Below are 20095 nucleotides of genomic sequence, written 5' to 3' on the forward strand. Positions count from 1 at the left end.
ATGCGCCCGCACGTGGCAATCGAGCCTCGGCGGACCGCCACCGGTGAGCACGGCCTGACGACGCCGAAGCAGCGATGGCCCGAGAAGGCGATCGGTGGCGCGGGGCGTTGCCCTGCAGCCAGGGCCAGGGCCACGTTCGACCCGCTCGGCAACCTCGACCCCGACCCGGTCGTGCAACCCGTTCGTCAACGCGCGTGGCGCGATCGCCGAGGTCACGGGACATCACCCAGAACATCACAGGAGGCGACGCAATGAGTGACCCGATGAATGTCCTTGCCCCCGAGCACCGGCGGCTCCGGATTGGCGACGCGTGGCGCGACGCCGCCGGCGGAGCCACTTTTGTCGTCGAGGATCCGGCCACTGGGAAGACCATCGCGGAGGTGTCGGACGCCGGCGTCGTCGACGGGCTCGCCGCTCTGGACGCGGCGAGCAAGGCAATGGGGGAGTGGGCGGCGACACCGCCGCGGAAACGGTCGGAGTTGCTGACCGCGACGTACCGGGCACTGACCGAGCGATCCGAGGAGATCGCCAGGCTGATAACGCTCGAGATGGGCAAGCCGCTCGCCGAGGCTCGGGGAGAGGTGGCCTACGGCGCCGAGTTCTTCCGTTGGTTCGCCGAGGAGGCGGTGCGCGTCGAGGGGCGCTACAACACCGCTCCCGCTGGTGGATATCGCATCCTCACCGTGCCGAAGCCGGTCGGACCGTGCGTCTTCGTGACGCCCTGGAACTTTCCGTTGGCCATGGGGGCCCGCAAGCTCGCTCCGGCGCTGGCGGCGGGCTGCACGACGATCACCAAGCCGGCAGCCCAGACGCCACTCACCATGCTGTTCCTGGCCCGCGTCATGGAGGAGGTCGGCGTTCCCCCGGGCGTCGTCAACGTCGTGACAACCAAGCGTGCCGGCGAGGTGGTCTCAGCACTGCTGGCCGACCGTCGGACCCGCAAGCTCTCGTTCACCGGGTCGACCGAGGTCGGGCGCGTGCTGCTACGACAGGCGGCGGACAACGTGCTGCGCACCTCCATGGAACTGGGCGGCAACGCAGCCTTGATCGTGTGTGCCGACGCGGACCTGGACGTCGCGCTCGACGGTGCCATGGTGGCCAAGATGCGCAACATCGGGGAGTCCTGCATCGCGGCCAACCGAATCTACGTCGAGGAGCCGGTGCGCGAGGAGTTCACGGCGCGCTTCGCCCAGCGGATGGGCGCGCTCTCGGTGGGCCATGGTCTCCACGACGGCGTTGACGTCGGGGCGTTGATCGACGAGGCCTCGGTCACCAAGATCGACGAGCTCGTCGCCGACGCGGTCGATCGCGGCGCCCGTGTCCTGGTCGGCGGCGAGCGTCCGGACGGGCCGGGCCACTTCTACCCGCCTACGGTCCTGGTCGACGTGCCCGAAGACGCGCGGATACTGCAGGCGGAGATCTTCGGCCCGGTGGCGCCGATCATCTCGTTCACGTCCGACGACGAGGTCATGGCGAAGGCCAACGACACCGAGCACGGCCTGGCCGGATACGTCTTCACCCGTGACCTCCAGCGGGCGCTCCGGTTCACCGAGGGGTTGGAGACGGGGATGGTCGGCATCAACCGCGGTCTGATCTCGGACCCGTCAGCTCCCTTCGGAGGCGTGAAGCAGTCCGGGATCGGCAAGGAGGGATCGCACGAGGGCATCCTTGAGTACCTCGACGTCACCTACGCGGCGATCGACCTGACGTGACCGGTTTACTGCCCCGGGTGCCCGCCGAGGATCACCGCGCCCTGTACACACATGACCTGACCGGCCTCCACCCGTGGGCCGGGACCCGGGCCATGGCCGGCACGAATCCGCCGGCACCCGGGGGCGCCGTCGACTCCACCGGTGTGCGCGCCACAGACGCGGCCGCGGCGGTGGATGGGGCGATCAGCCCTTTCGGTGCTCCCAAAGGCTACGCCCCCGGGCTCATGATCGAGATGCTGGTCGCGACCTTGACGCGTACCGCCCTTGGCGACGATGTCCGCGGGACCCCCGACCCGACGGACCCGCCCACCAGGGGCGACGTCTTCATCGCGATGGACCCGAGGGCGCCCGGGCACGACCGAGTCCGGGAGCCCGGCGCGCGCCTGCGCCACCCGGCAGCCGACGCCGTCCCGGTCTCGCAGGTGAATTGGACGTCCGCCCAGCACATCACCGCCGACGTTCCAGGGAGGCACTGACATGCTTGAGACCGTCCGCGGACCACGCCAGCTGATAGTGGGCGAAGGGGTCGCGCAGAACATCCCCCGAGTGGTGGCCGAGTGTGGCTCGCGAGTCCTCATCGTGACCGACCGGGTTCTTCTGGGGCAGCCGGGCGTGGCCGAGATCGTGGCCGCCGTGCGGGAGAAGGCCGAAGTCGTCGGGGTGTTTGCCGACGCGACTCCGGACGTGCCACTCGCCGATGTCGCCCTGGCCGTCTCGGTCGCCGCAGAAGTGGACGCCGACGTAATCCTCGCCATCGGGGGTGGCACGGTGATCGACCTCGCCAAAATCGTCGGCGTCATCCGGCGCCACGGTGGGACGCCGCGCGACTACTACGGCGAGTCGAAGGTGCCGGGGCCGACGATTCCTCTCGTCGCGGTCCCGACGACGTCAGGCACCGGCTCCGAGCTCACGCCCGTCTCGGTGTTGACCGACCCGGACCGCGAGCTGAAGGTGGGGGTCTCCAGCGTCCACATCGTGCCCGACTTCGCCATCGTCGACCCCGAGCTCACCTACACCTGCCCTGCGACCGTCACTGCCCACTCCGGCATCGACGCGTTGTGCCACGCGGTGGAGAGCTACACCGCGCGACCCCGGGCCCACGGACCGCGCGACCCGGTGGAGCAGGTCTTCCTCGGCCGCAACCCGATCACCGATCACTACGCGCTCCTGGCCGCGAAGCGGATCGCCCGCAGCTTGCCCCGGGTCGTCAGGGACGGAAGCGACAAGGACGCGCGCGCGGACATGGCCTATGGGTCCATGCTGGCCGGGCTCGCATTTTCCCACGCGGGCAACGCGGCTCCGCACGCCCTCCAGTACCCCATCGGCGCAGCCACCCACACACCGCACGGCCTGGGCGTCGGGCTGCTGCTGCCCTACGCGCTGGACGCGGCCAGGGATGCCATCGGCGACCGGTTGACCATCCTCGCCGGGGTGTGCGGGCTCGACGTGACGGACGCCTCGGATGCCGAGGCCGCCGATACGTTCCTCACCTGGCTCGACGGGCTCCTTGCCGACATCGGCATCCCTGCCACCTTGGCGGACATCGGCGTGGCGCGCGCCGACCTCCCGCGCTTCGCGGAGATGGCCAGTGGTGTCACCCGCTTGATCCAGAACCATCCAGGCCCGACCGACACCGCCAGTCTGACCGCGATCCTCGAAGCGGCCTGGATCGGGGACCGGACCCGACACGTCCTGACTCCGGAGCAGAGACAGTGACGGGCCTTTCACCTGATTTCTCCCAGGAGGCCCCGGCCTTCAGGCCGGGGAGGAACGGGTCCTTGGGTCGGAGCCGCGAAGCGGCGGAGTTGGCTGCGCATCTGTTCTGACCTGTGCTCTCTTTCGTTGTCAGTGGGGGCTGTTAGGTTCCGGAGCGTGACGGCGACTGCGACGGTCGAGGAGGGGGCCGGGCATGCCCGGTACACCTTCCGGCTGCGGGTGTCGTCCACCGCGCGCGCCGGTCTGGAGGCGGAGTGGGCGCGGTGCCGGTGGGTGTGGAACGAGTGCGTGGCCGTGTCCCGCAAGGTCCACGCTCTGAACCGGACCTCCGGGCAGAAGATCACGTGCGGCCCGGCGCAGCTCGACAGAATGCTGACCGGGGCGCGGCGGTCGATGGCGTGGCTGCGGGACGGCAGCTCGGTGCCGCAGCAGCAGACGATCCGGGACTTCGCGAAGTCCCGCGCCAAGGCGTTGAAGGACATCACGGCGCGGCTGCCGGTGCGGCAGCGGGCCGGGATGCCCGGGATCAAGCGCAAGCGTGAGGCCGCCCTGTCGCTGAACTACACCACCCGGGGTTTTAGGCTCAAGGACGGTCGCCTGCACTTGGCCGGCGGCATCGTGCTGACGGTGGTGTGGTCCCGCGACCTGCCCGCCGACCCGACGTCGGTGCGCGTGTACCGGGACAGCCTCGGCCACTGGTACGCCTCGTTCGTCGTGGCCGTCCAGGTGCAGCCGCTCCCCGCCACCGGTGCGGTGATCGGTATCGACTGGGGCGTGCGTGAGACCGCCACGACGACCAGCGACGTCCACGACCTGCCCCACGCCCAGCACGGGAAGGCCGCCGCAGGGAAACTGGCCCGCTACCAGAAGATGATGGCCCGCCGCCGCACCCCGAAAAACAAGCCCGACACCGGCGGGTACCGCAGGGCCCGCCGGGCCGCCGCGAAGGTGTCGAAGAAGATCGCCCGGCAACGCCAGGACACGGCCCGCAAGTGGGCCAAGCGCGTCGTGACCGACCACGACGCGATCGCGGTCGAGGACTTCCGGCCGAAGTTCCTGGCGAAGTCCAGCATGGCCCGTAAGGCGGCGGACGCGGCGATCGGCGCCACGAAGATGGCCCTGATTGAGATGGGCCGCAAGCACGGGCGGGATGTCCGCCTGGTGCATCCCGCGCACACCACCATGGACTGCGCGCAGTGCGGAGCGAGAACCAAGCACGCACTTCCTCTTTCGGAGCGTACCTACACCTGCACCGCGTGCGGAGCCGTCTCGTCCAGGGACAAGAACTCCGCCCGCGTGATGCTGGTCCGGGCTGGTCTCAACCCGGCTGGTGCCGATCGTGTAAGAGCTGACGGACCGCTGGTTCCCAGCCCACGTGAGCCAGGAATCCCCGTCCTTAGGACGGGGAGGATGTCAAATGGCGACGAGTTCCCTGCCCCACTCTGGGTATCGGAATTGTCGGCTACGACTTACAGAACCTGACCCACGCGCTGGCACGCACGGCGGCGCGGGGGTCTGTCCATTGATTGCACAGTCCCAGGCGACCCCTACCTCCGCTACGCCTGCCCAACCACGCAGCCGCCGACCAGGCTGTCCGCGAGACCTTCGGCGACCTGGCCATTACCATCCTCCAGCACACCCGCCCCGCAGTCCGGAGGTGGCGCCGGACCACCCGCGGCCGTACCCGACACAACCGCACCCGGCGACCCACCGCCTCCCGACCGCCGACGACGACATCTTCGTCTTGGGCGCCATGGGCTACACCTCCGACCAGACCGTCGACCTCACCGGGCTGCCGTCCGGCACCGTCCGCGCCTTGCTCACCCCCCGGCCCACAGCCGCCGTACCCCAGCAGCGCCCCCCAGCCGCGGCTGTCAGGGTCCGCCTTCCTCGCCGTCGTCTTCGTCCTCGCCCGCGAGGGCATCGCGCTCGACGGGGTCAGCCTGCTGCGTCGCGTCACTTTCCAGGCTGATGAGCCGCAGGACGCGCTAACCCTCACGCGGTACATCGACATTCCCCTTGCGGAGACCCGACGCAACACCGCCTCCCTCGGCTCCTAGTGCCGTATCAAGCAAGGTTTGCCCTGTATGACGCGCCGGCTGGATGGTGATCCGGGCGGCGCGTTGTTCGTCATGCTGTGCAGGTGGCTGAGCGTGTGCGGGTCCGTGAGATCGACGATGACGAGGGGCGACGGCTGCTGCGGATCGTCCGGCGGGGGATTGGCTCGGTGGTGACCTGGCGGCGAGCCCAGATGGTCTTGCTGTTCGCGCAGGGCATGGACGTGGCCAAGATCGCCGAGGTGACGTTCACCAGCGCGGACCGGGTTCGCGACGTGATCTACAACTTCAACGCCGACGGTTTCGCATCGCTGTACCCGAAGTACAAGGGCGGCCGGCCGAGAACCTTCACCCTGCCTGAACGGCGTGAGATCAAGAAGATCGCCAAGTTCAGGCCGATCGAGCACGGCCTGCCATTCTCGACCTGGAGCCTGGTCAAGCTGGCCGACTTCCTGGTCGCGGAGGGGGTGGTCGACGACATCAGCCACGAGGGCCTGCGCATCCTGCTCCGCGAGGAGGGCGTCACCTTTCAACGCGTGAAGACGTGGAAGGCTTCGAAGGATCCCGACTACGCGGTCAAGAAGGCCCGCGTCGAGCACCTCTACGCCATCGCCGACGGCGAGATCTTGCCCGAGCCGGGTGAACCCGAGGTCGTGTTCTGCCTCGACGAGTTCGGGCCGCTCAACCTGCAACCCCACCCCGGCCGCCAGTGGGCCGAACGCGGGGGCAGACACAAAGACCCGGATCGTGAACCAAGGCAGCGCCGCCGGGCGACCTATACCCGCCCGCATGGGGTGAGGCACCTGTTCGCCGCCTACGACCTGGGAAAAGACCAGCTCTACGGGCACATAAAGAAGACGAAGAACCGCTCGAAGTTCCTGGAGTTCTGCCGTTACCTGCGCTCGCTACATCCGACGGACATCCGCATCGCGATCGTCTGCGACAAGTGAGTCACACCTTGTCCGTCGACAACGGCACTCTCGTCCGTGAATTCGTCGAGGCGTTCAATGCCAAGGACGCCGACCGCCTCGCCCCTTTCCTCCACCCCGACGTCGTCTTCCACAACTACGGCGACAGCGAAGTCCACGGCCGTGACGCCTTGGTCCAGGTCTGGCGGGGTGTCTTCCAGGCCTTCGAGCAGGTCAGGTTCGAAACGGTCCACCAGGCCGTGAACGGCGACATCGTCATTGCGGAGCAGGTCCACGGCCTGGCCCTGCCCGGTGGACCCCTGGCTCCGACGCCAGGTCGGCATCGTCCGGAACCACGTCCTCGCCGGGCGGGCCTTCTCCTCGATCGAGGAAATGAACGCTGCTTTCACCGCCTGGGTTCCGTTGCGGAGGGCAAAGGTCCATGGGACCCACGGTGAGGTCATCGGACACGGGCCGTGCGCGACCACACCGCTCTCCGCCCACTGCCGGCGACCCCCTACGTGGTCACGCAGCGGCACCTGCGGCATGTCGGAAAGGACTGCCTGGTCGCCTTCGACGCCAACCTCTACTCGGTTCCCGCCCGCAGGGTCCGCCCTCGCCAGCTGGTGGAGGTCAGGGCAACGAAGTCCCAGATCACACTCCACTCCACCGTCCCCGACGCGACCGGCCAGACGCTGCTTGCCGCCCATCCCAGAGCAGTCGGCCGAGGCGCCCGCATCGTGGACGAGAGCCACTGGGACGGTCTGCCCACGGGCGCCGGCCGCCGCGTCACCACCGGGAACGACCTGCCCGCCCCTCGCCGCGGCCGACCTGCCGGGGAGCCGAACGGGCCACTGCAGGCTCTGCTGAACCGAGCCGCCGCCGCGAACGTCGAGGTCGGCCGCCGTCCGCTGTCGGTCTATGACGAACTGACCGGCACTCGCCCCTTCACCACCAACGCACCAACGAGGGAGGTCCGTTGAGCGAGCTGACCAGCAACCGCATCCGCGCCACCGCCGCCAAGCTCGGCCTGCCGCACCTGGCCGAAGCCCTCAACCAGTACATTCAGCGGGCTGACGAGGCCAAGATGGGCTATATCGATCTGATCGACCTGGTGCTCGCCGAGGAACTCGCAGTCCGTGACGACCGCCGATTCCGCAACGGGCTGCGTCTGTCGAAGCTGCCGCACCACAAGACGCTCGAGGAATACGACTTCTCTTTCCAGCCCGAACTCGACCCGCGCAAGGTCAGAAACCTGGCCGCCCTCTCCTTCGTCGAGGACAAGGCCAATGTCGCCCTGCTCGGGCCGCCGGGCAAGACACACATTGCCGTCGCTCTCGCGGTCGCGGCCTGCCGGGCCGGCTACTCGATCTACTTCACCAGCCTCGATGACATGGTCCGCCACCTCAAGGCCGCCGAGGACCAGGGCCGGCTAATGAGCAAGCTCACCGGCTACCTCCGTCCCGCCGTTCTCGTGGTCGACGAAGTGGGCTACCAGCCGCTGGAACGAGCCGAAGCGAACCTGGTTTTCCAGGTCGTCTCCAAGCGCTACGAAAAGGGCTCCATCATCCTGACCTCGAACAAGACCTTCGGCGAGTGGGGCCAGGTCTTCGGCGACGAGGTCCTGGCCACCGCGATCCTCGACCGCCTCCTGCACCACTGCGAGGTCGTCCCGATCAACGGCAACAGCTACCGACTCAAGAACCGCCTGCAAGCCAACCAGCGAGACACCGACGTGGCCTGAGCCATGGTGCAGACAACTTCGTACTCGATGGTGCACTCAGACGAGTACGCGGACAGCTCTATCTGCCACCGACATCGCCTCCCGCCGGGTCGTCGGCCAGGATCCCTGGAGTGGAGGTGGTCGCCGACGCGGTCGACGCCCCTGGTCGGCAGAGCGAGGCCATCGCCTTCGGGCCTGGCCGCCCTGGACAGCGGTGACGGGGTCTACGACGACTGGGCGCACGCCGAGACCCGCGAACTCACCGAGATCGTCTGGCCGTTCCGCGCCCTGGACTTCCTTCAGGGCGGCATCACCCCGCCCCGCTGCGAGGGCCACCAGGGCTTCTGGGACCGGTTCACCTTCGCCACCGACACCCCGCCGATGTTCTACGCCGATTCCAACCTGCACGCCGACCGCCTCACCCCGGCCCACTACGCCCTGCCCGCCTCGGCGACGGCCGCCTGGCAGGAGGTGCACCTGTTCGACGCGCACCACGACGCCGGCTACCCGCACCAGGACGGCCCGAGAACCCTCCAGGAGTGGAACGCGCGCGGGCAGTTCTCCCGCGAGGACTGGATGCTGGTCCACTACGCCCGGGGCACCCGGCTCACCCTGACCTACCCGGCCTGGCGGCCCGCCGGGGAACGCACCCCGCCGATGGTCCCCCGGACATCAGCATCGACGACCACACCCCGGTCCCCTCGGCCTTCGCGGAATGTGAGGGACAGCCCAGCCCCTCCGGTCATCCCGGCCGGCAGCGCCGGTAGTGTCACGCCTGGCCGCATGGCCGGGGCACGGTTGCCATCCGGATAACCCTTCCGTGCCGGTCCAGGTCCCCGGGACATCCCGGGGACCTGGCGCCGCGCCCGGCGGTGGGCTGCTACCAGCGCATGCCGGGTGCGTGGAGGTCGGCCTGGCCATCTGCGACGGCCACCGCTACTACGAGCGAGCGGCGCGGCCTACCGGGAGATCGGGGACGAGGCAGCGAGCCTGCGCTGTGAAGCCGCCATTTGACGAACCTTTCCGTCCACCACGTCGTGGCGGCGCAGCAGTGGGCCGGTGTCGTTGACCTCCTCCGCCGGTTACTTGTGACGCGAGTGGCGAAGGCCGGTGTCAACGCCGTTCAGACCGGCAGCTTGGGCGAAGGGCTCCAGCGCGTGTGATGCGCCGGAGCCTCTCGTGGGCAGCAGCACGAGTCAGGTCAGTAGGCGATCGATCCCTTGGTGCTGAACTGGAATTGCACTATGAATCTGGTGCCGTCCTTGACGTCGGTGGCGGCCAGACTCCAGGTTCCGACCGTGATGTCGCGGTAGGCATTGCAGTAGGAGCTGCCGCTCGTGGGGTAGAAGCAGGTGCGCACGGGCACGAAGTCGAACCCGCCGCCGGCTGCGATGGACGGCTTGACGTTGATGTCGTTGCAGTTGGACGTGGCGTAGGCGTAACCGGATGCGGGCCACACGTATTCGTTCCCGTTGTCGACGGGAGTGAAGCTCTTGGCAGTACCCAGGCAGGTTGCTGCGCTGGCTGGCGTGGTGGTCATGGCAGTGAGCCCACCAGCCGCCAGAGCCGCGGCCGCCAGGGTTGCAAGGATCCGACGTGCTGACATGTGCGTTCCCCTCTCGATTCGTCTCCGGCGCTCCCGTTCCCCGCCGGCCCTTCGAAGACCAGGCGGCAGTATGTCGTGGACACGATCGTTTGGAGAAGAGTCAGATTCAGCCGCTGCCGACGAGTCGGCTCTCGGAAGTCGGCGCGACCTCCGGCGCTGCGCTTGCCGCAGGTGCAAGGCGCTGACCATGGGTTTCTCGTTCCCCAGCTCGACTTTCGACGTTTTCGTCGATCGTCGTGTGGGTTGCTCGGGCGGGTGATGCAGCACCGACCTCGGGCCTCCCTGACCCGCTACGAAGCGTCCTCTGTGTTCCCGTTGCTCGGCGGCTCTGGACCAGTGAAGATCCCTTGCTGCGGTGACGAAGGCAGTCGATCCTTTGGCCATGGGACCCGAAGTGCAGACGTTCGTCGCCGACGGCCCGCTTCCTGGCTGGGAGGCGAGCGAAGGAGAGGTCGAAAGGCGTGACCAGCAGCTTGGCGCGATCGCCAGGCCGGTCACCAGAGAGGAAGCGAAGCTCGTCTCTTGTTTGGTCCGGGCGACTGCTACGGCGTCGCCTGGACTCTCCTGCACCTCATCGAGACGAGCCCTAACCCCGTCCTGACTACTGCACCTGGGCCGGACGCCAACGAGTGGCACCAGCGCCTCTACGATCGCGCCGTGTTCGGAAGCCTCCTACCTGGAATTTGACGGCAGGGTCTGTCCATTGAACGGCTCTGGCTCGTAGTCGGTGGTGACGCCGAGTAGCCGACCTTGATCATGATCTTGTGATGGGTATCGACTCCCTTGTAGGGACGGTGTTTTCAGGGCTTTCGGCGGTGGTCGTCGAGGACGTGGCGGACGGCGGTGACGCGGTGGTGATCACGGCCCGCTCTCCAGATGTGGCGGTGCGGTGTCCGGTGTGCGGGACGCCGACGGCGAAGGTACACGGGTACCACCGCCGAACGGTGAGGGACGTGCCGGTCGACGGTCGCCAGGTCGTTGTCCACTTGCGCGTACGGCGGCTGGCCTGTCCGGCCCTGGGCTGCCGACGGCAGACCTTCCGCGAGCAGATTCCCGGACTGCCGGAGCGTCATCAACGCCGCGGACGGTTCGGCTTGCCGGCCAGATATCCCAGGTGGTGCGGGAGCTATGCGGCCAGGCGGCCGTCCGCCTGGCCAGCCTGCTGGCCGTGCCCGTTTCCCGGAGTACAGCACTGCGCCATGTGCGGCGCCTGTCGCTGCTGCAGCAGGCGGTCCCGCGGGTGATCGGCGTGGACGATTTCGCCCTGCGCCGCCGCCACCGCTACGCCACGATCATCACGGATGCCGAGACCGGCCGACGCGTCGCGGTCCTGCCCGACCGCGAGATGGTCACCTTGGAGTCCTGGCTGCGCGAACATCCTGGCGTCGAGGTCGCGTGCCGGGACGGCTTCGGCCACCTAGGCCGAAGCCGTCCGCCGTGCCCTGCCAGACACCGTGCAGGTCAGCGACCGATGGCACCTCTGGCGAAATCTCTCCGACAAAGTCCAGATCGAGGTCCGCACCCACGCCGGATGCTGGGCCACCATCAACCCGCCACGCCCCGGCGGAGTACGCGAGCAGACCACCCGCGAAGGCTGGAACAAAATCCACGATCTCCTCGGCCAGGGAGTCGGCCTGCCCGACTGCTCCCGCCGCCTGGGCCTGGCCCTGAACACCCCCAGGCCCTGCGCATCGCCCCCGCCTACCGGCCCACCATTCGTCGACCCCTATCCGCGAGCACCTGCGCCGACGCCGTGCCGAGGATCCCGCCGTCCCGGACCCACCTCCTCCAAGAGATGCGGGAGTTGGGCTACACCGGCAGTGCCAACCTGCTGGATCCGCTACCTCAACCAGGGCCGCGCCGAGGGCGAGCGCCCCGTCACCACCACGGTCACGCCAGCCGCCTCCTGCTCACCGACCCCGAAAATCTGCGCCCGAAGGAACCGACCCTGCTGGAGAAGATCGCTGCGACCTGCCTGGAGATGACGGCACTCGCCGATCTCGTCCGCGGCTTCGCCACCCTGCTGAAACCGGCCGAGGGCAACGACGTGAAACTCACCGAGTGGATCACGACCGTTCAGGCCATCGACCTCCCTCACCTGCGCAGCTTCACAAACGGTCTCGAAATCGACCGGCCCGCCGTGAACGCCGGCCTCACCTCGCCGTACCGCAACGGCCGCACCGAAGGCGTCAACACCCGCACCAAGAGGATCATGCGACAGATGCACGGACGCGCCGGATTCGACCTCCGCCACCGCATTCGTCTGCCCTGACCGCCCAGGCGTCACCACCGACGACGGGCCAGAGCCGTTCTTTGTACAGTCCCCGCCCCGGGTGCTGCGGGGACACCTTGATCTTGAGCGACGGCGTATCGGTTTGGCGACACGTAGAGCCGACATTGTCGCCAATCAGCTGCTACATTGTCGCCATGACGGTTGACAATGACTTCGTGCCACACCTAGCGTTGACAGCGTCAGGAAGTGCACCTTTTCAAGAAAGATCATGCTTGTCGTGAAACGTCAGGATGTTGAAGTCGAACTGCGTGAACGCGTACTGCGCGGGGACCTGGCTCCGGGTGAGCGCCTGCCGGAGGTACAGCTGGCCGAGGAACTGGGAACCACCAGATTCGCGGTCCGGTCCGCCTTGCAGGCCCTGGAAGCTCGCAAGCTCGTCGAGCGTCTCCCCAACGCGGGGGTGGTGGTGGCGCGACTGAATTACGACCGCCTGCAGGAGATCTACGACGTCCTGGAGCTCCTTGAAGGATTGGCCGCGCGGCTCGCCGCGCGGAAGTCGCAGCCGGCCGACTGGGCCGAACTGCAGGAGCTGTTCGCCGAGGCCGGCCCCCTGGACAAGGCTGCCGACGACGATGACATCGACGCTTTCCTGGCGGCGATCGACCGGTATCGCGACACCGTCATCGAACTGGCCGATCAGGCTTTCCTCGCCGAGATGCTGGCCGGCGTCCGCGACCAGTCGCACGCGCTCCGACGCCGCATCCTCATGACGCCGGGGCGTATGCGGGAAAGCCTTGCCGAGCACCGCTTGGTGATCGAAGCTCTCGTGCGCGGAGACGCCGAGGGTGCCGAACAACTCAAGCGGCACAACATGCAGACCGCGCGCAAGCGGCTCCACCGGTACCGGGACTTCCTGGTCTGAGGGCGGCAACCACTGCGCACAACATCCCATGGACTCTCAGAAAGCAGCAAAGTGTCCCACCATCACAGTGCACGCAGGAAGGCCCTGAAGACCCTGCTCGCGGCTGATCAGACAGTGGTCCTAGCCGGGGCCTACGACGCCCTCAGCGCGCAGCTGGTCGAGCGGGCCGGATTCGAGGCCACGTATGTCGGCAGTTTCGCTGCTGCGGCATCCGGGTTCGGTATGCCGGATGTCGGGCTGCTGACGTTGAACGAGATGGTCGAGCAGACCCGCCGGGTCGTCGAAGCGACCTCGGTTCCGGTTCTCGCCGACGCGGAGAACGGGTTCTACGATGCCCCGAACCTCTGGCGGACGATCCAGGCCTTCGAGTCCGCGGGTGTCTGCGGCGTGCACATCGAAGACAACCTGGGTGGTAAGCACACGGCCAGGCCTGCCGGACTGCTCTCCGCGGAACAGATGTCGCAGAAGATCCGTGCTGCGGTCGACGCCCGGACGGACCCGGACTTCCTGGTCATCGCACGCTCCGACGCGGCATGGGTCAATCACGATGTGGAAGAGTGCGTCGAGAGACTGGAAAAGTACGTCGCGGCGGGAGCCGACATGGTCTTCGCGCCTGCCCTCCCCGCCGAGGACATCGCCCGGTACCGCGAGCGTATCGCCGCTCCCGTCATGGTCGCGGGTGACCTTCTGGACGTGACGGGATCAGATGTTCCTGCGCACACGATCGAGGAGTACTCCCAGGCCGGCGCCGATGTGGTCCTGCTGTGGTACACGCTCATCGGCGCCGCCTCGAAGGGGGTGAGCGACGTTCTGCGCGCTCTGCGAGCCGGTAACGAGGTCGGCACGCTGAAGGACTTCGTCACCGACCAGCGTGCCTTCGAGACCCTCATGGGCTACGACGAGTTCGAGCAGCGCAGCATGCGTTACGCCACGCCGCCCGTCTCGTCGTAACTCACCCCGTTGCCATGCGAAAAGAAGGAAGATCTGTGAGCACTTCACATGGGGCGTCGGGACAGTCACGCGACAACCGAGGAGGAGAGCGCTCCGCTGCGGTTCTCTTCGAAGGCGCCCGGGTGATTGTGGGGGAGGGTGAACTGGTCATCGACGATGCCGGAATACTCGTTCGCGATGGCCTGATCGAGCAGATCGGACCTCGCGAAGCCGTCACCCCCGATCCGGCACGGGAGACGGTCTCCCTGGCCGGGAAGACGGTCATGCCCGCCATAATCAACCCGCACGGGCACATCGGCTACTGGAGGGGGGCGGGCGCGGATTCCAGTCACTTCTCCGGCGAGAACATCCTCGACCACCTCCGCCGACTCGCCTACTACGGCGTCAGTGTGTTCCAGTCCCTCGGAACCGACCGCGACGACACCGAGATCCGCCTACGCGACATGCAGCGCAGGGGCGAACTCGACGACGAAGGCCTCGCGACCCTGTTCACCGCCGGATCAGGCATCGCCGCCCCCACGCCCGGCTCGAGCAATGGCGGCCCCTTCTTCGCGGTCGACGCCGTTCACGAGGCGACGAGCGCCGAAGACGCACGTCGGCACGTACGCGCCCTGGCGGCGAAGGACGTGGACGCCGTCAAGCTCTGGCTCGACGACCGGCACGGGACGAAGGCCAGGCTGCCACCGGCCATCTGCCGAGCGATCATCGACGAAGCCCATACGCGCGGCCTGAAGGTCGCCGCCCACATCTACACGGTGGACGACGCCAAGGAGGCGATCCACGCGGGCGCGGACATCCTGGCACACCTGCCGAGGACCCCGGAGCCTGACGAGGAACTCATCGAACTGCTCACCACCCGCGGCACCGCGGTGTTCACCTCAATGAGTATCCAGCGCCCGGACGGCGACGCCTGGCTCGATGACCCGGCTCTGGCGGAGCTCGCCCCCGTCAAGGCGATCGCGGACCTGCGCGCCCGCATCCGGAGCAACGCGCCGCAACCGTTGTTCGACACGACTGAGGCCTACCAGCGCATGGAACGCACGCTGAGGACGTTCTTCGACGCCGGCGTGCGGGTCGTCTTCTCGGCAGACACGGGCCTGCTCACCCAGTTCCCTGGCTTCGCCGAGCACCGGGAACTGGAGGCCCTGGTAGCGGCGGGCGTGTCGCCTCTTGCCGCCATAGAGAGCGCCACCCAGCGCTCGGCCGACTTGCTGGGGCTCACCGACCGTGGCGCCCTGGAGCCGGGCAAGCGGGCCGACTTCATCGTCCTGGACGCAGATCCGCTTGTGCACATGCCCAACACCCGCAGAATTGACTCCGTCCATCTCCAGGGCCGGCCACTCGACCGGCGGGCCATCCGCGACCGCGTACGCAAGGACGCACACAGCGGTGCCTGACGCGTGAACCGATACTCACCGGCCAACGCAGCGGACAACCCTCTCCAACCACCGATCCCGATGGCACCGCACGGCTACGAGCATCACCAGAAATGACGGGCTCCCTGACCGGGGTGCTGTTGAAGCTCCCCACCACGCTTGAGTGCCGCGTGCGGCAGCAGGCCGGCATCAGTCACAATCCAGCTTTCCCCGACCCTCGACTCCTTGGAGGCCCAGTGCCACCTTTTATGTCATGCACCAGAAATAGCGAGGCTAAGTCACCGCCTAGTTGTTGGTAGGCGGAGACGCGACTTTGCCGAGGTAGTCGGCGAGGGAGTTGAGGATTTCGTCTGCGCTCTTGGGCCAGGTGAACGGCTGGCCTGGGGTTGTCGTTCCAGCCGTCGATCCACGGTGAGACCGGCCGCCCGGCGGGCGGCAAGCATACGTCGCCGAGACCCAGTGCACGGCCGTCAGGTGGGGGCGGACGCCAGCCGCCGGACCGCCTCTACGACGGCCGCCCGGTGCGCGACGAGCGAGTGCTCGTTCAAGGTTATGGGCACGGTGGAGCTCAGCGGCATCCAAGCAGCCGCCAGAGCCAGGGTGAAAGCCAGCAGGTCCTCGGCTGAGAAGTCGGACGGGACCTCTGCCGCCGCCTGGGCCGTCGCGATGGCGGCGGCCTTCTGGTCCATCGAGGACCTCATCCCCACGGGGTCGTGACCGCTCCCCTCGCGCTCCAGTCGGTGCCACGTGGCCAACCTCAGGTGCTGCGGATGTGAGACGAGGAAGTCGAACAGGCGGCCCGCGTAGTCCGCCAGATCGAACGGGGTCAGTGGAACCTCGGTCATGACTTGCGTGACCGCGTGCTCGATGACGGCGTCGAAGAGCTGGTCCTTGTTCCCGAAGTGGGCGTAGATCAACGCCTTGTTCGCGTTCGCAGCAGTGCCGATCCGGTCCACGCGGGCGCCGGCGATGCCGTGAGCCGCGAACTCGTCCGTCGCGGCCTGCAGCAACCGGGACTTCGTGGCCTCGGCGTCGCGTGTCCTTGGTCTCCTGGATTCCGGTGACATTGCTCAAGCGTATCTAACCAACCGTTTGTTTGACAGCGCCCCGCGAGCGTACTACGTTAATAAATAACTGTTTAGTTTACCTTGGAAGGTACTACGGATGATCACTTACGACAGGCTCTTCATCGGGGGCGAGTGGGTGTGGCCCAGCTCGGCGGAGCTGCTCGACATACGGTCGCCCCATGACCAGTCCCTGGTCGGACGGGCCGCACAAGCGACTCCTGCCGACATGGACCGGGCAGTGGCCGCTGCGCGGAAGGCTTTCGACCATGGGCCCTGGCCCCTGACCACACCGAAGGAGCGGCAGGTACTCATCTCACGCTTCAACGAGCTCCATGCGGAGCGGGCCACCGAAGCGGCCGAGCTGATCAGTGCGGAGCGTGGCTCCCCGATCTCGTTCACCGGCCCGGTCCAGGCCGCACTCGCCGGGCAGACGGACGCCTACTTGCGGGCAGCCGCCTCCTTCGGCTGGGAGGTGCCCCTGGACCCGTCCGGCGGATCAAAGGCTCTACTGCGCCGAGAACCGATCGGTGTCGTCGCCGCGGTAATTCCATGGAACGCGCCCCACCAGGCGGCACTGGCCAAAATCGTCCCTGCCCTGCTCGCCGGCAACACGGTGATCCTCAAGGCATCGCCGGAGAACTCCCTCAGTGTGCTCATGTTGGGAGAGATCGCAGCGGAGGTCGGATTCCCCGAAGGCGTGCTCAGTATCCTGCCCTCGGACCGCGAGACCAGTGAGTACCTGATCTCCCATCCCGACGTGGACAAGATTTCCTTCACTGGGTCAACGGCTGCCGGGCGGCGTATCGCTGGCATCGCGGGCGAACAACTCAAGCGGGTCAGCCTGGAGTTGGGTGGCAAATCGGCCACCATCATCCTCGAGGACGCAGACTTGGCGACCGTCGTCGCGGGGCTCTCGTTCGTGTCTTTCGCCAACAACGGCGAAAGCTGCTGGAACCACTCCCGAATCCTCGCGCCGAGGAGCCGCTACGAGGAGGTCGTCGCGGCCCTCAAGGAAATGATGGAAGGCCTCAACGTCGGGGATCCCGCGGACCCTGCCACTGCCATCGGCCCCATGGTACGGGCGGGCCAACAGGAGCGGGTCCAGTCCTACATCGAATTGGGCATCAAGGAGGGCGCACGACTGGTCAGCGGGGGCACGGGAGTACCGGAGGGGCTCGAGGGCGGTTGCTATGTCAAGCCGACACTTTTCGCCGATGTCGACAACAGCATGCGCATCGCTCAGGAGGAGATCTTCGGCCCCGTTCTCGTGGTCATCCCCTACGGCGACGAGGAGGAAGCGATCCGGATCGCCAACGACTCGCCGTACGGCCTCAGTGGCGGCGTCTGGACAGCCGACACTGCCCGCGGCGTCGAGATAGCACGCCGAATCCGCACCGGGTACTTCCTGGTGAACGCCGCGGCCGTGAGTCTCGAGGCGCCCTTCGGGGGTTACAAGGCCAGCGGCATCGGGCGTGAATTCGGCTCCGCGGGTCTGAGCGAGTACGTGGAGTTGAAGGCAATCAACATCTGAGCGGGGCGCGAGTGCCTGACGGGGAACGTGGCGGGAGAGGGAGGGGCCTCGACAGAGGCCCGCGCCGCGGCATCAACCCAGGGCGGCCAAGCACCTCACCCCGGTGAACGGGGACCGAGGCCAAGGGGGACGGCTACCGGCGTCAACAAGCAGGCCCCTGCACTCGAGGGACGGAGCGTCGCCCCGGGCGGGACTTCCGCATGACAGCGCCCCTATGGCGACCTCCGCTGCGGCCAGAAGCGGCAGGTCGGCGGCGTCTACACGGACCCTCCACCGACTCACATCAACTAAATGTCTTAGTGGATTTCCTCGCTCGGACGCCTCGCTGCGGCAGCCAGGTTCCGTGCGCCGCCCGTCTGCTAAGTGACTTAGAGATGCTTCATCAGGAAAGGACGACTATGACCGACAGCCGACGTGAACGCCGTACAGGGGTGAACCGACGCCCCCAGCGCAGAACGCTGGGGCATGCAGCTCTCGTCGCCGCGGCTCTCGTCGCCTTGGCTGCCTGTACCCAGCCCGCCTCAGAGTCGCCGCCGGCGCCGACTTCGGCGAGCCCCGGAACCCGCGCGCCGGCCGCCCAATCCGACACGGCCAGCGTCACCTTTTCGCCTGCCATGGCTGGCCGGAAGGTGATACCCGGCGAACCCCTAACCGTGGAGTCCAGGGGCGGCAGGTTCACGTCCGTCTCGGTCACCGCCGACGACGGCCGGACTCTCGACGGTTCGCTGTCTGCCGACGGCACATCCTGGACCTCGTCCCTTGCCACCGACTACGCCACCACCTACGCGCTGAAGGCCCGGATCAAGAGCTCAGATGACAGCACGGCGACCCGCACCAGCACCTTCACCACGCTGAGTAAGCAGAAGACCTTCGTCGGCGAGTACTACCCGGACAAGGGCGCAACGGTCGGCGTCGCGATGCCGGTGTCGATCGTCTTCAACAAGCCGGTGCACGACAAGGCGGCCGTAGAGCGCGGACTGAAGGTGACCGCCGCCCCTGCCGTTGAGGGCGCATGGAGTTGGATGAAGGACCGCAACGGCAAGGACCGGATCGACTACCGGCCGGAGAAGTACTGGGCCCCCGGAACCAAGGTGACCCTGGAGATGGACCTGGTCGGGGTGAACGCGGGCGGCGGGCTCTACGGCATCCAGAACCGCAAGGTCGGCTTCACCGTGGGCGCATCGGTGATCAGTACCGTCGATGTCGTCAAGAAGACGATGACCGTTGCCGAGAACGGCAGAGCCATCAGAACCCTCCCGGTCTCGACGGGCAAGAAGGGCTTCGAAACCTGGAACGGGACCATGGTCGTGCTCAGCAAGGTACCCACGATCAGGATGAATTCCGCCTCGGTCGGCATCTTCGGCCCCGAGGCCTATGACCTCGGCGAGGTCAAGTGGGACGTGCAGCTCACCCCCTCGGGCACCTACATACATGCCGCCCCGTGGAACGAGGGCAAGTTCGGCCGCGTCAACGGCAGTCACGGCTGCATCGGCATGAGCACTGCCGACGCAAAGTGGTTCTTCGGGAAGGTCAAGGTCGGCGACCCTGTCGCAGTGGTCAACTCAAAGGACACCGTGGCCACAAACAACGGCTATGGCGACTGGAACATCGGCTGGAAGACCTGGCAGCAGGGCAGCGCCCTCGGCTAGGTAGTCGTCAGTCTCAGCGCGACAGCGCGCACCGCACCGCACGGTGATGCGGCTTACCCGGCGGGGTGCGAGGTCGGCCGGGCGGGCTTCACGTACGAGCTTGCACCACCAGGCCGTGAGCCGCAGGAATGTCACGCCCATACGCGTACTCGCAGGCTGCGTTGACACGTTGGCGCTGCTGAGGCTGGCCACCATGCGCGTCGGAAACGCCATTCCGCCTGCAACTCTCCGTAGAGAGTGACACTTGCCTGGCTGACCCGCTGCTCGCGTTAGCTGTTCGCCACGGCTCGCATCTCCCGCACGACGTTGGCGTCAGCTCGCAGGACGTCCGGGACCTTGGCATCAGCATTTGACGGCCTGGGCCAGGGCCATGAGCGGACGGGAGCAGATCCATCGGGGCACCGGCGCAGTGCGGTCATCGATGCGGACCGGCTGCACGCCGTGGACAGAGTCGGCCCCCTCGGTGCCGATGGCGCTGGCCTCGGCGATTTGGTCCGCGACCGCGGCGGGTTCGATGTAGCGGAGCGCCGACTGCGGTTGAATCCCTAGTGCGTTGGCCACGAACGTTGCTGGGGTGCTGAGGACCCCCTGGTCGGTGCTCGCGGTGCTGGATTGGTGGCGCCATCCTCGATGTCGACGTGGTC

General features: G+C 67.4%; 14 protein-coding genes and 4 pseudogenes. 15 read left to right on the top strand and 3 right to left on the bottom strand.

From position 1 onward, the window contains the following. Positions 1–251: 251 nt before the first annotated feature. The 9 genes and pseudogenes from PV364_RS30820 (at position 252) to PV364_RS30860 (ending at position 8929) form a co-directional block, all read left to right on the top strand. A complete protein-coding gene (locus tag PV364_RS30820) occupies positions 252–1712 on the top strand; it encodes an NAD-dependent succinate-semialdehyde dehydrogenase (protein WP_319663748.1) in 1461 nt (486 codons plus the stop codon). A 17-nt stretch (positions 1713–1729) separates the two neighbouring features. Beyond that, positions 1730–2188 carry an Ldh family oxidoreductase gene (locus PV364_RS30825; RefSeq protein ID WP_319663749.1) on the top strand — a complete coding sequence of 153 codons (459 nt, stop codon included), beginning with the start codon at positions 1730–1732 and terminating at the stop codon, positions 2186–2188. A 1-nt stretch (position 2189) separates the two neighbouring features. Then, positions 2190–3428 carry an iron-containing alcohol dehydrogenase gene (locus tag PV364_RS30830; RefSeq protein ID WP_319663750.1) on the top strand — a complete coding sequence of 413 codons (1239 nt, stop codon included), beginning with the start codon at positions 2190–2192 and terminating at the stop codon, positions 3426–3428. A gap of 156 nt (positions 3429–3584) precedes the next feature. After that, on the top strand, positions 3585–4910 hold the full coding sequence (locus PV364_RS30835; protein WP_319663751.1) for a transposase: 1326 nt from the start codon (positions 3585–3587) through the stop codon (positions 4908–4910). Between the two features lie 661 nt (positions 4911–5571). Then, positions 5572–6429: pseudogene (locus PV364_RS30840) on the top strand (IS630 family transposase); the annotation flags it as partial. Between the two features lie 2 nt (positions 6430–6431). Continuing rightward, positions 6432–6680 (top strand): annotated as a pseudogene (locus PV364_RS30845) (nuclear transport factor 2 family protein); the annotation flags it as partial. Between the two features lie 37 nt (positions 6681–6717). Further along, positions 6718–7376, top strand: a pseudogene (locus tag PV364_RS30850) (Mu transposase domain-containing protein); the annotation flags it as partial. Beyond that, entirely contained in the window at positions 7373–8137 is a 765-nt protein-coding gene (gene istB / locus PV364_RS30855) for an IS21-like element helper ATPase IstB (protein WP_319663752.1), read from the top strand. The pseudogene PV364_RS30850 and the gene istB, both read left to right, overlap by 4 nt. 3 nt (positions 8138–8140) lie before the next feature. Continuing rightward, a complete protein-coding gene (locus PV364_RS30860; RefSeq protein WP_319663754.1) occupies positions 8141–8929 on the top strand; it encodes a hypothetical protein in 789 nt (262 codons plus the stop codon). Positions 8930–9317: 388 nt separating this feature from the next. Here PV364_RS30860 and PV364_RS30865 read toward each other — a convergent pair whose 3' ends face one another. Beyond that, positions 9318–9575, bottom strand: a complete 258-nt coding sequence (locus PV364_RS30865; protein WP_319663755.1) for a hypothetical protein — start codon at positions 9573–9575, stop codon at positions 9318–9320. 941 nt (positions 9576–10516) lie between these two features. Here PV364_RS30865 and PV364_RS30870 point away from each other — a divergent pair. The 4 genes and pseudogenes from PV364_RS30870 (at position 10517) to PV364_RS30885 (ending at position 15225) form a co-directional block, all read left to right on the top strand. Further along, positions 10517–11994, top strand: a pseudogene (locus tag PV364_RS30870) (ISL3 family transposase). Positions 11995–12232: 238 nt separating this feature from the next. Then, positions 12233–12877 carry a GntR family transcriptional regulator gene (locus tag PV364_RS30875; protein ID WP_319663756.1) on the top strand — a complete coding sequence of 215 codons (645 nt, stop codon included), beginning with the start codon at positions 12233–12235 and terminating at the stop codon, positions 12875–12877. 51 nt (positions 12878–12928) lie between these two features. Next, positions 12929–13828, top strand: a complete 900-nt coding sequence (locus PV364_RS30880) for an isocitrate lyase/PEP mutase family protein (RefSeq protein WP_319663757.1) — start codon at positions 12929–12931, stop codon at positions 13826–13828. A 14-nt stretch (positions 13829–13842) separates the two neighbouring features. After that, positions 13843–15225, top strand: a complete 1383-nt coding sequence (locus PV364_RS30885; protein WP_319663758.1) for an amidohydrolase family protein — start codon at positions 13843–13845, stop codon at positions 15223–15225. Between the two features lie 449 nt (positions 15226–15674). Here the strand turns inward: PV364_RS30885 and PV364_RS30890 are convergent, their stop codons facing one another. After that, complete coding sequence (locus PV364_RS30890; protein WP_319663760.1) at positions 15675–16271, bottom strand: TetR family transcriptional regulator; 597 nt, start codon at positions 16269–16271, stop codon at positions 15675–15677. 97 nt (positions 16272–16368) lie between these two features. On the opposite strand from PV364_RS30890, the gene PV364_RS30895 reads away from it, so the two are divergent. Together PV364_RS30895 and PV364_RS30900 are read left to right on the top strand one after the other, a co-directional pair. Further along, a complete protein-coding gene (locus PV364_RS30895) occupies positions 16369–17802 on the top strand; it encodes an aldehyde dehydrogenase (RefSeq protein WP_319663761.1) in 1434 nt (477 codons plus the stop codon). Positions 17803–18200: 398 nt separating this feature from the next. Further along, entirely contained in the window at positions 18201–19451 is a 1251-nt protein-coding gene (locus PV364_RS30900; RefSeq protein WP_319663762.1) for a L,D-transpeptidase, read from the top strand. A 342-nt stretch (positions 19452–19793) separates the two neighbouring features. Here PV364_RS30900 and PV364_RS30905 read toward each other — a convergent pair. Continuing rightward, positions 19794–20095, bottom strand: a 302-nt coding sequence (locus PV364_RS30905; RefSeq protein ID WP_319663763.1) for a hypothetical protein, incomplete at its 5' end; no start/stop codon positions are given.

Source organism: Streptomyces sp. MI02-7b (genome assembly GCF_033793585.1).
In the GTDB taxonomy this organism is placed as follows: Bacteria; Actinomycetota; Actinomycetes; order Streptomycetales; family Streptomycetaceae; genus Actinacidiphila.

Bases quoted from the DNA above. Each gene is read 5' to 3' on its own strand.
- PV364_RS30820 (WP_319663748.1), top strand. From the start codon at position 252: ATGAGTGACCCGATGAATGTCCTTGCCCCCGAGCACCGGCGGCTCCGG.
- PV364_RS30830 (WP_319663750.1), top strand. From the start codon at position 2,190: ATGCTTGAGACCGTCCGCGGACCACGCCAGCTGATAGTGGGCGAAGGG.
- PV364_RS30860 (WP_319663754.1), top strand. From the start codon at position 8,141: ATGGTGCAGACAACTTCGTACTCGATGGTGCACTCAGACGAGTACGCG.
- PV364_RS30885 (WP_319663758.1), top strand. From the start codon at position 13,843: ATGCGAAAAGAAGGAAGATCTGTGAGCACTTCACATGGGGCGTCGGGA.
- PV364_RS30890 (WP_319663760.1), bottom strand. From the start codon at position 16,271: ATGTCACCGGAATCCAGGAGACCAAGGACACGCGACGCCGAGGCCACG.
- PV364_RS30895 (WP_319663761.1), top strand. From the start codon at position 16,369: ATGATCACTTACGACAGGCTCTTCATCGGGGGCGAGTGGGTGTGGCCC.
- PV364_RS30900 (WP_319663762.1), top strand. From the start codon at position 18,201: ATGACCGACAGCCGACGTGAACGCCGTACAGGGGTGAACCGACGCCCC.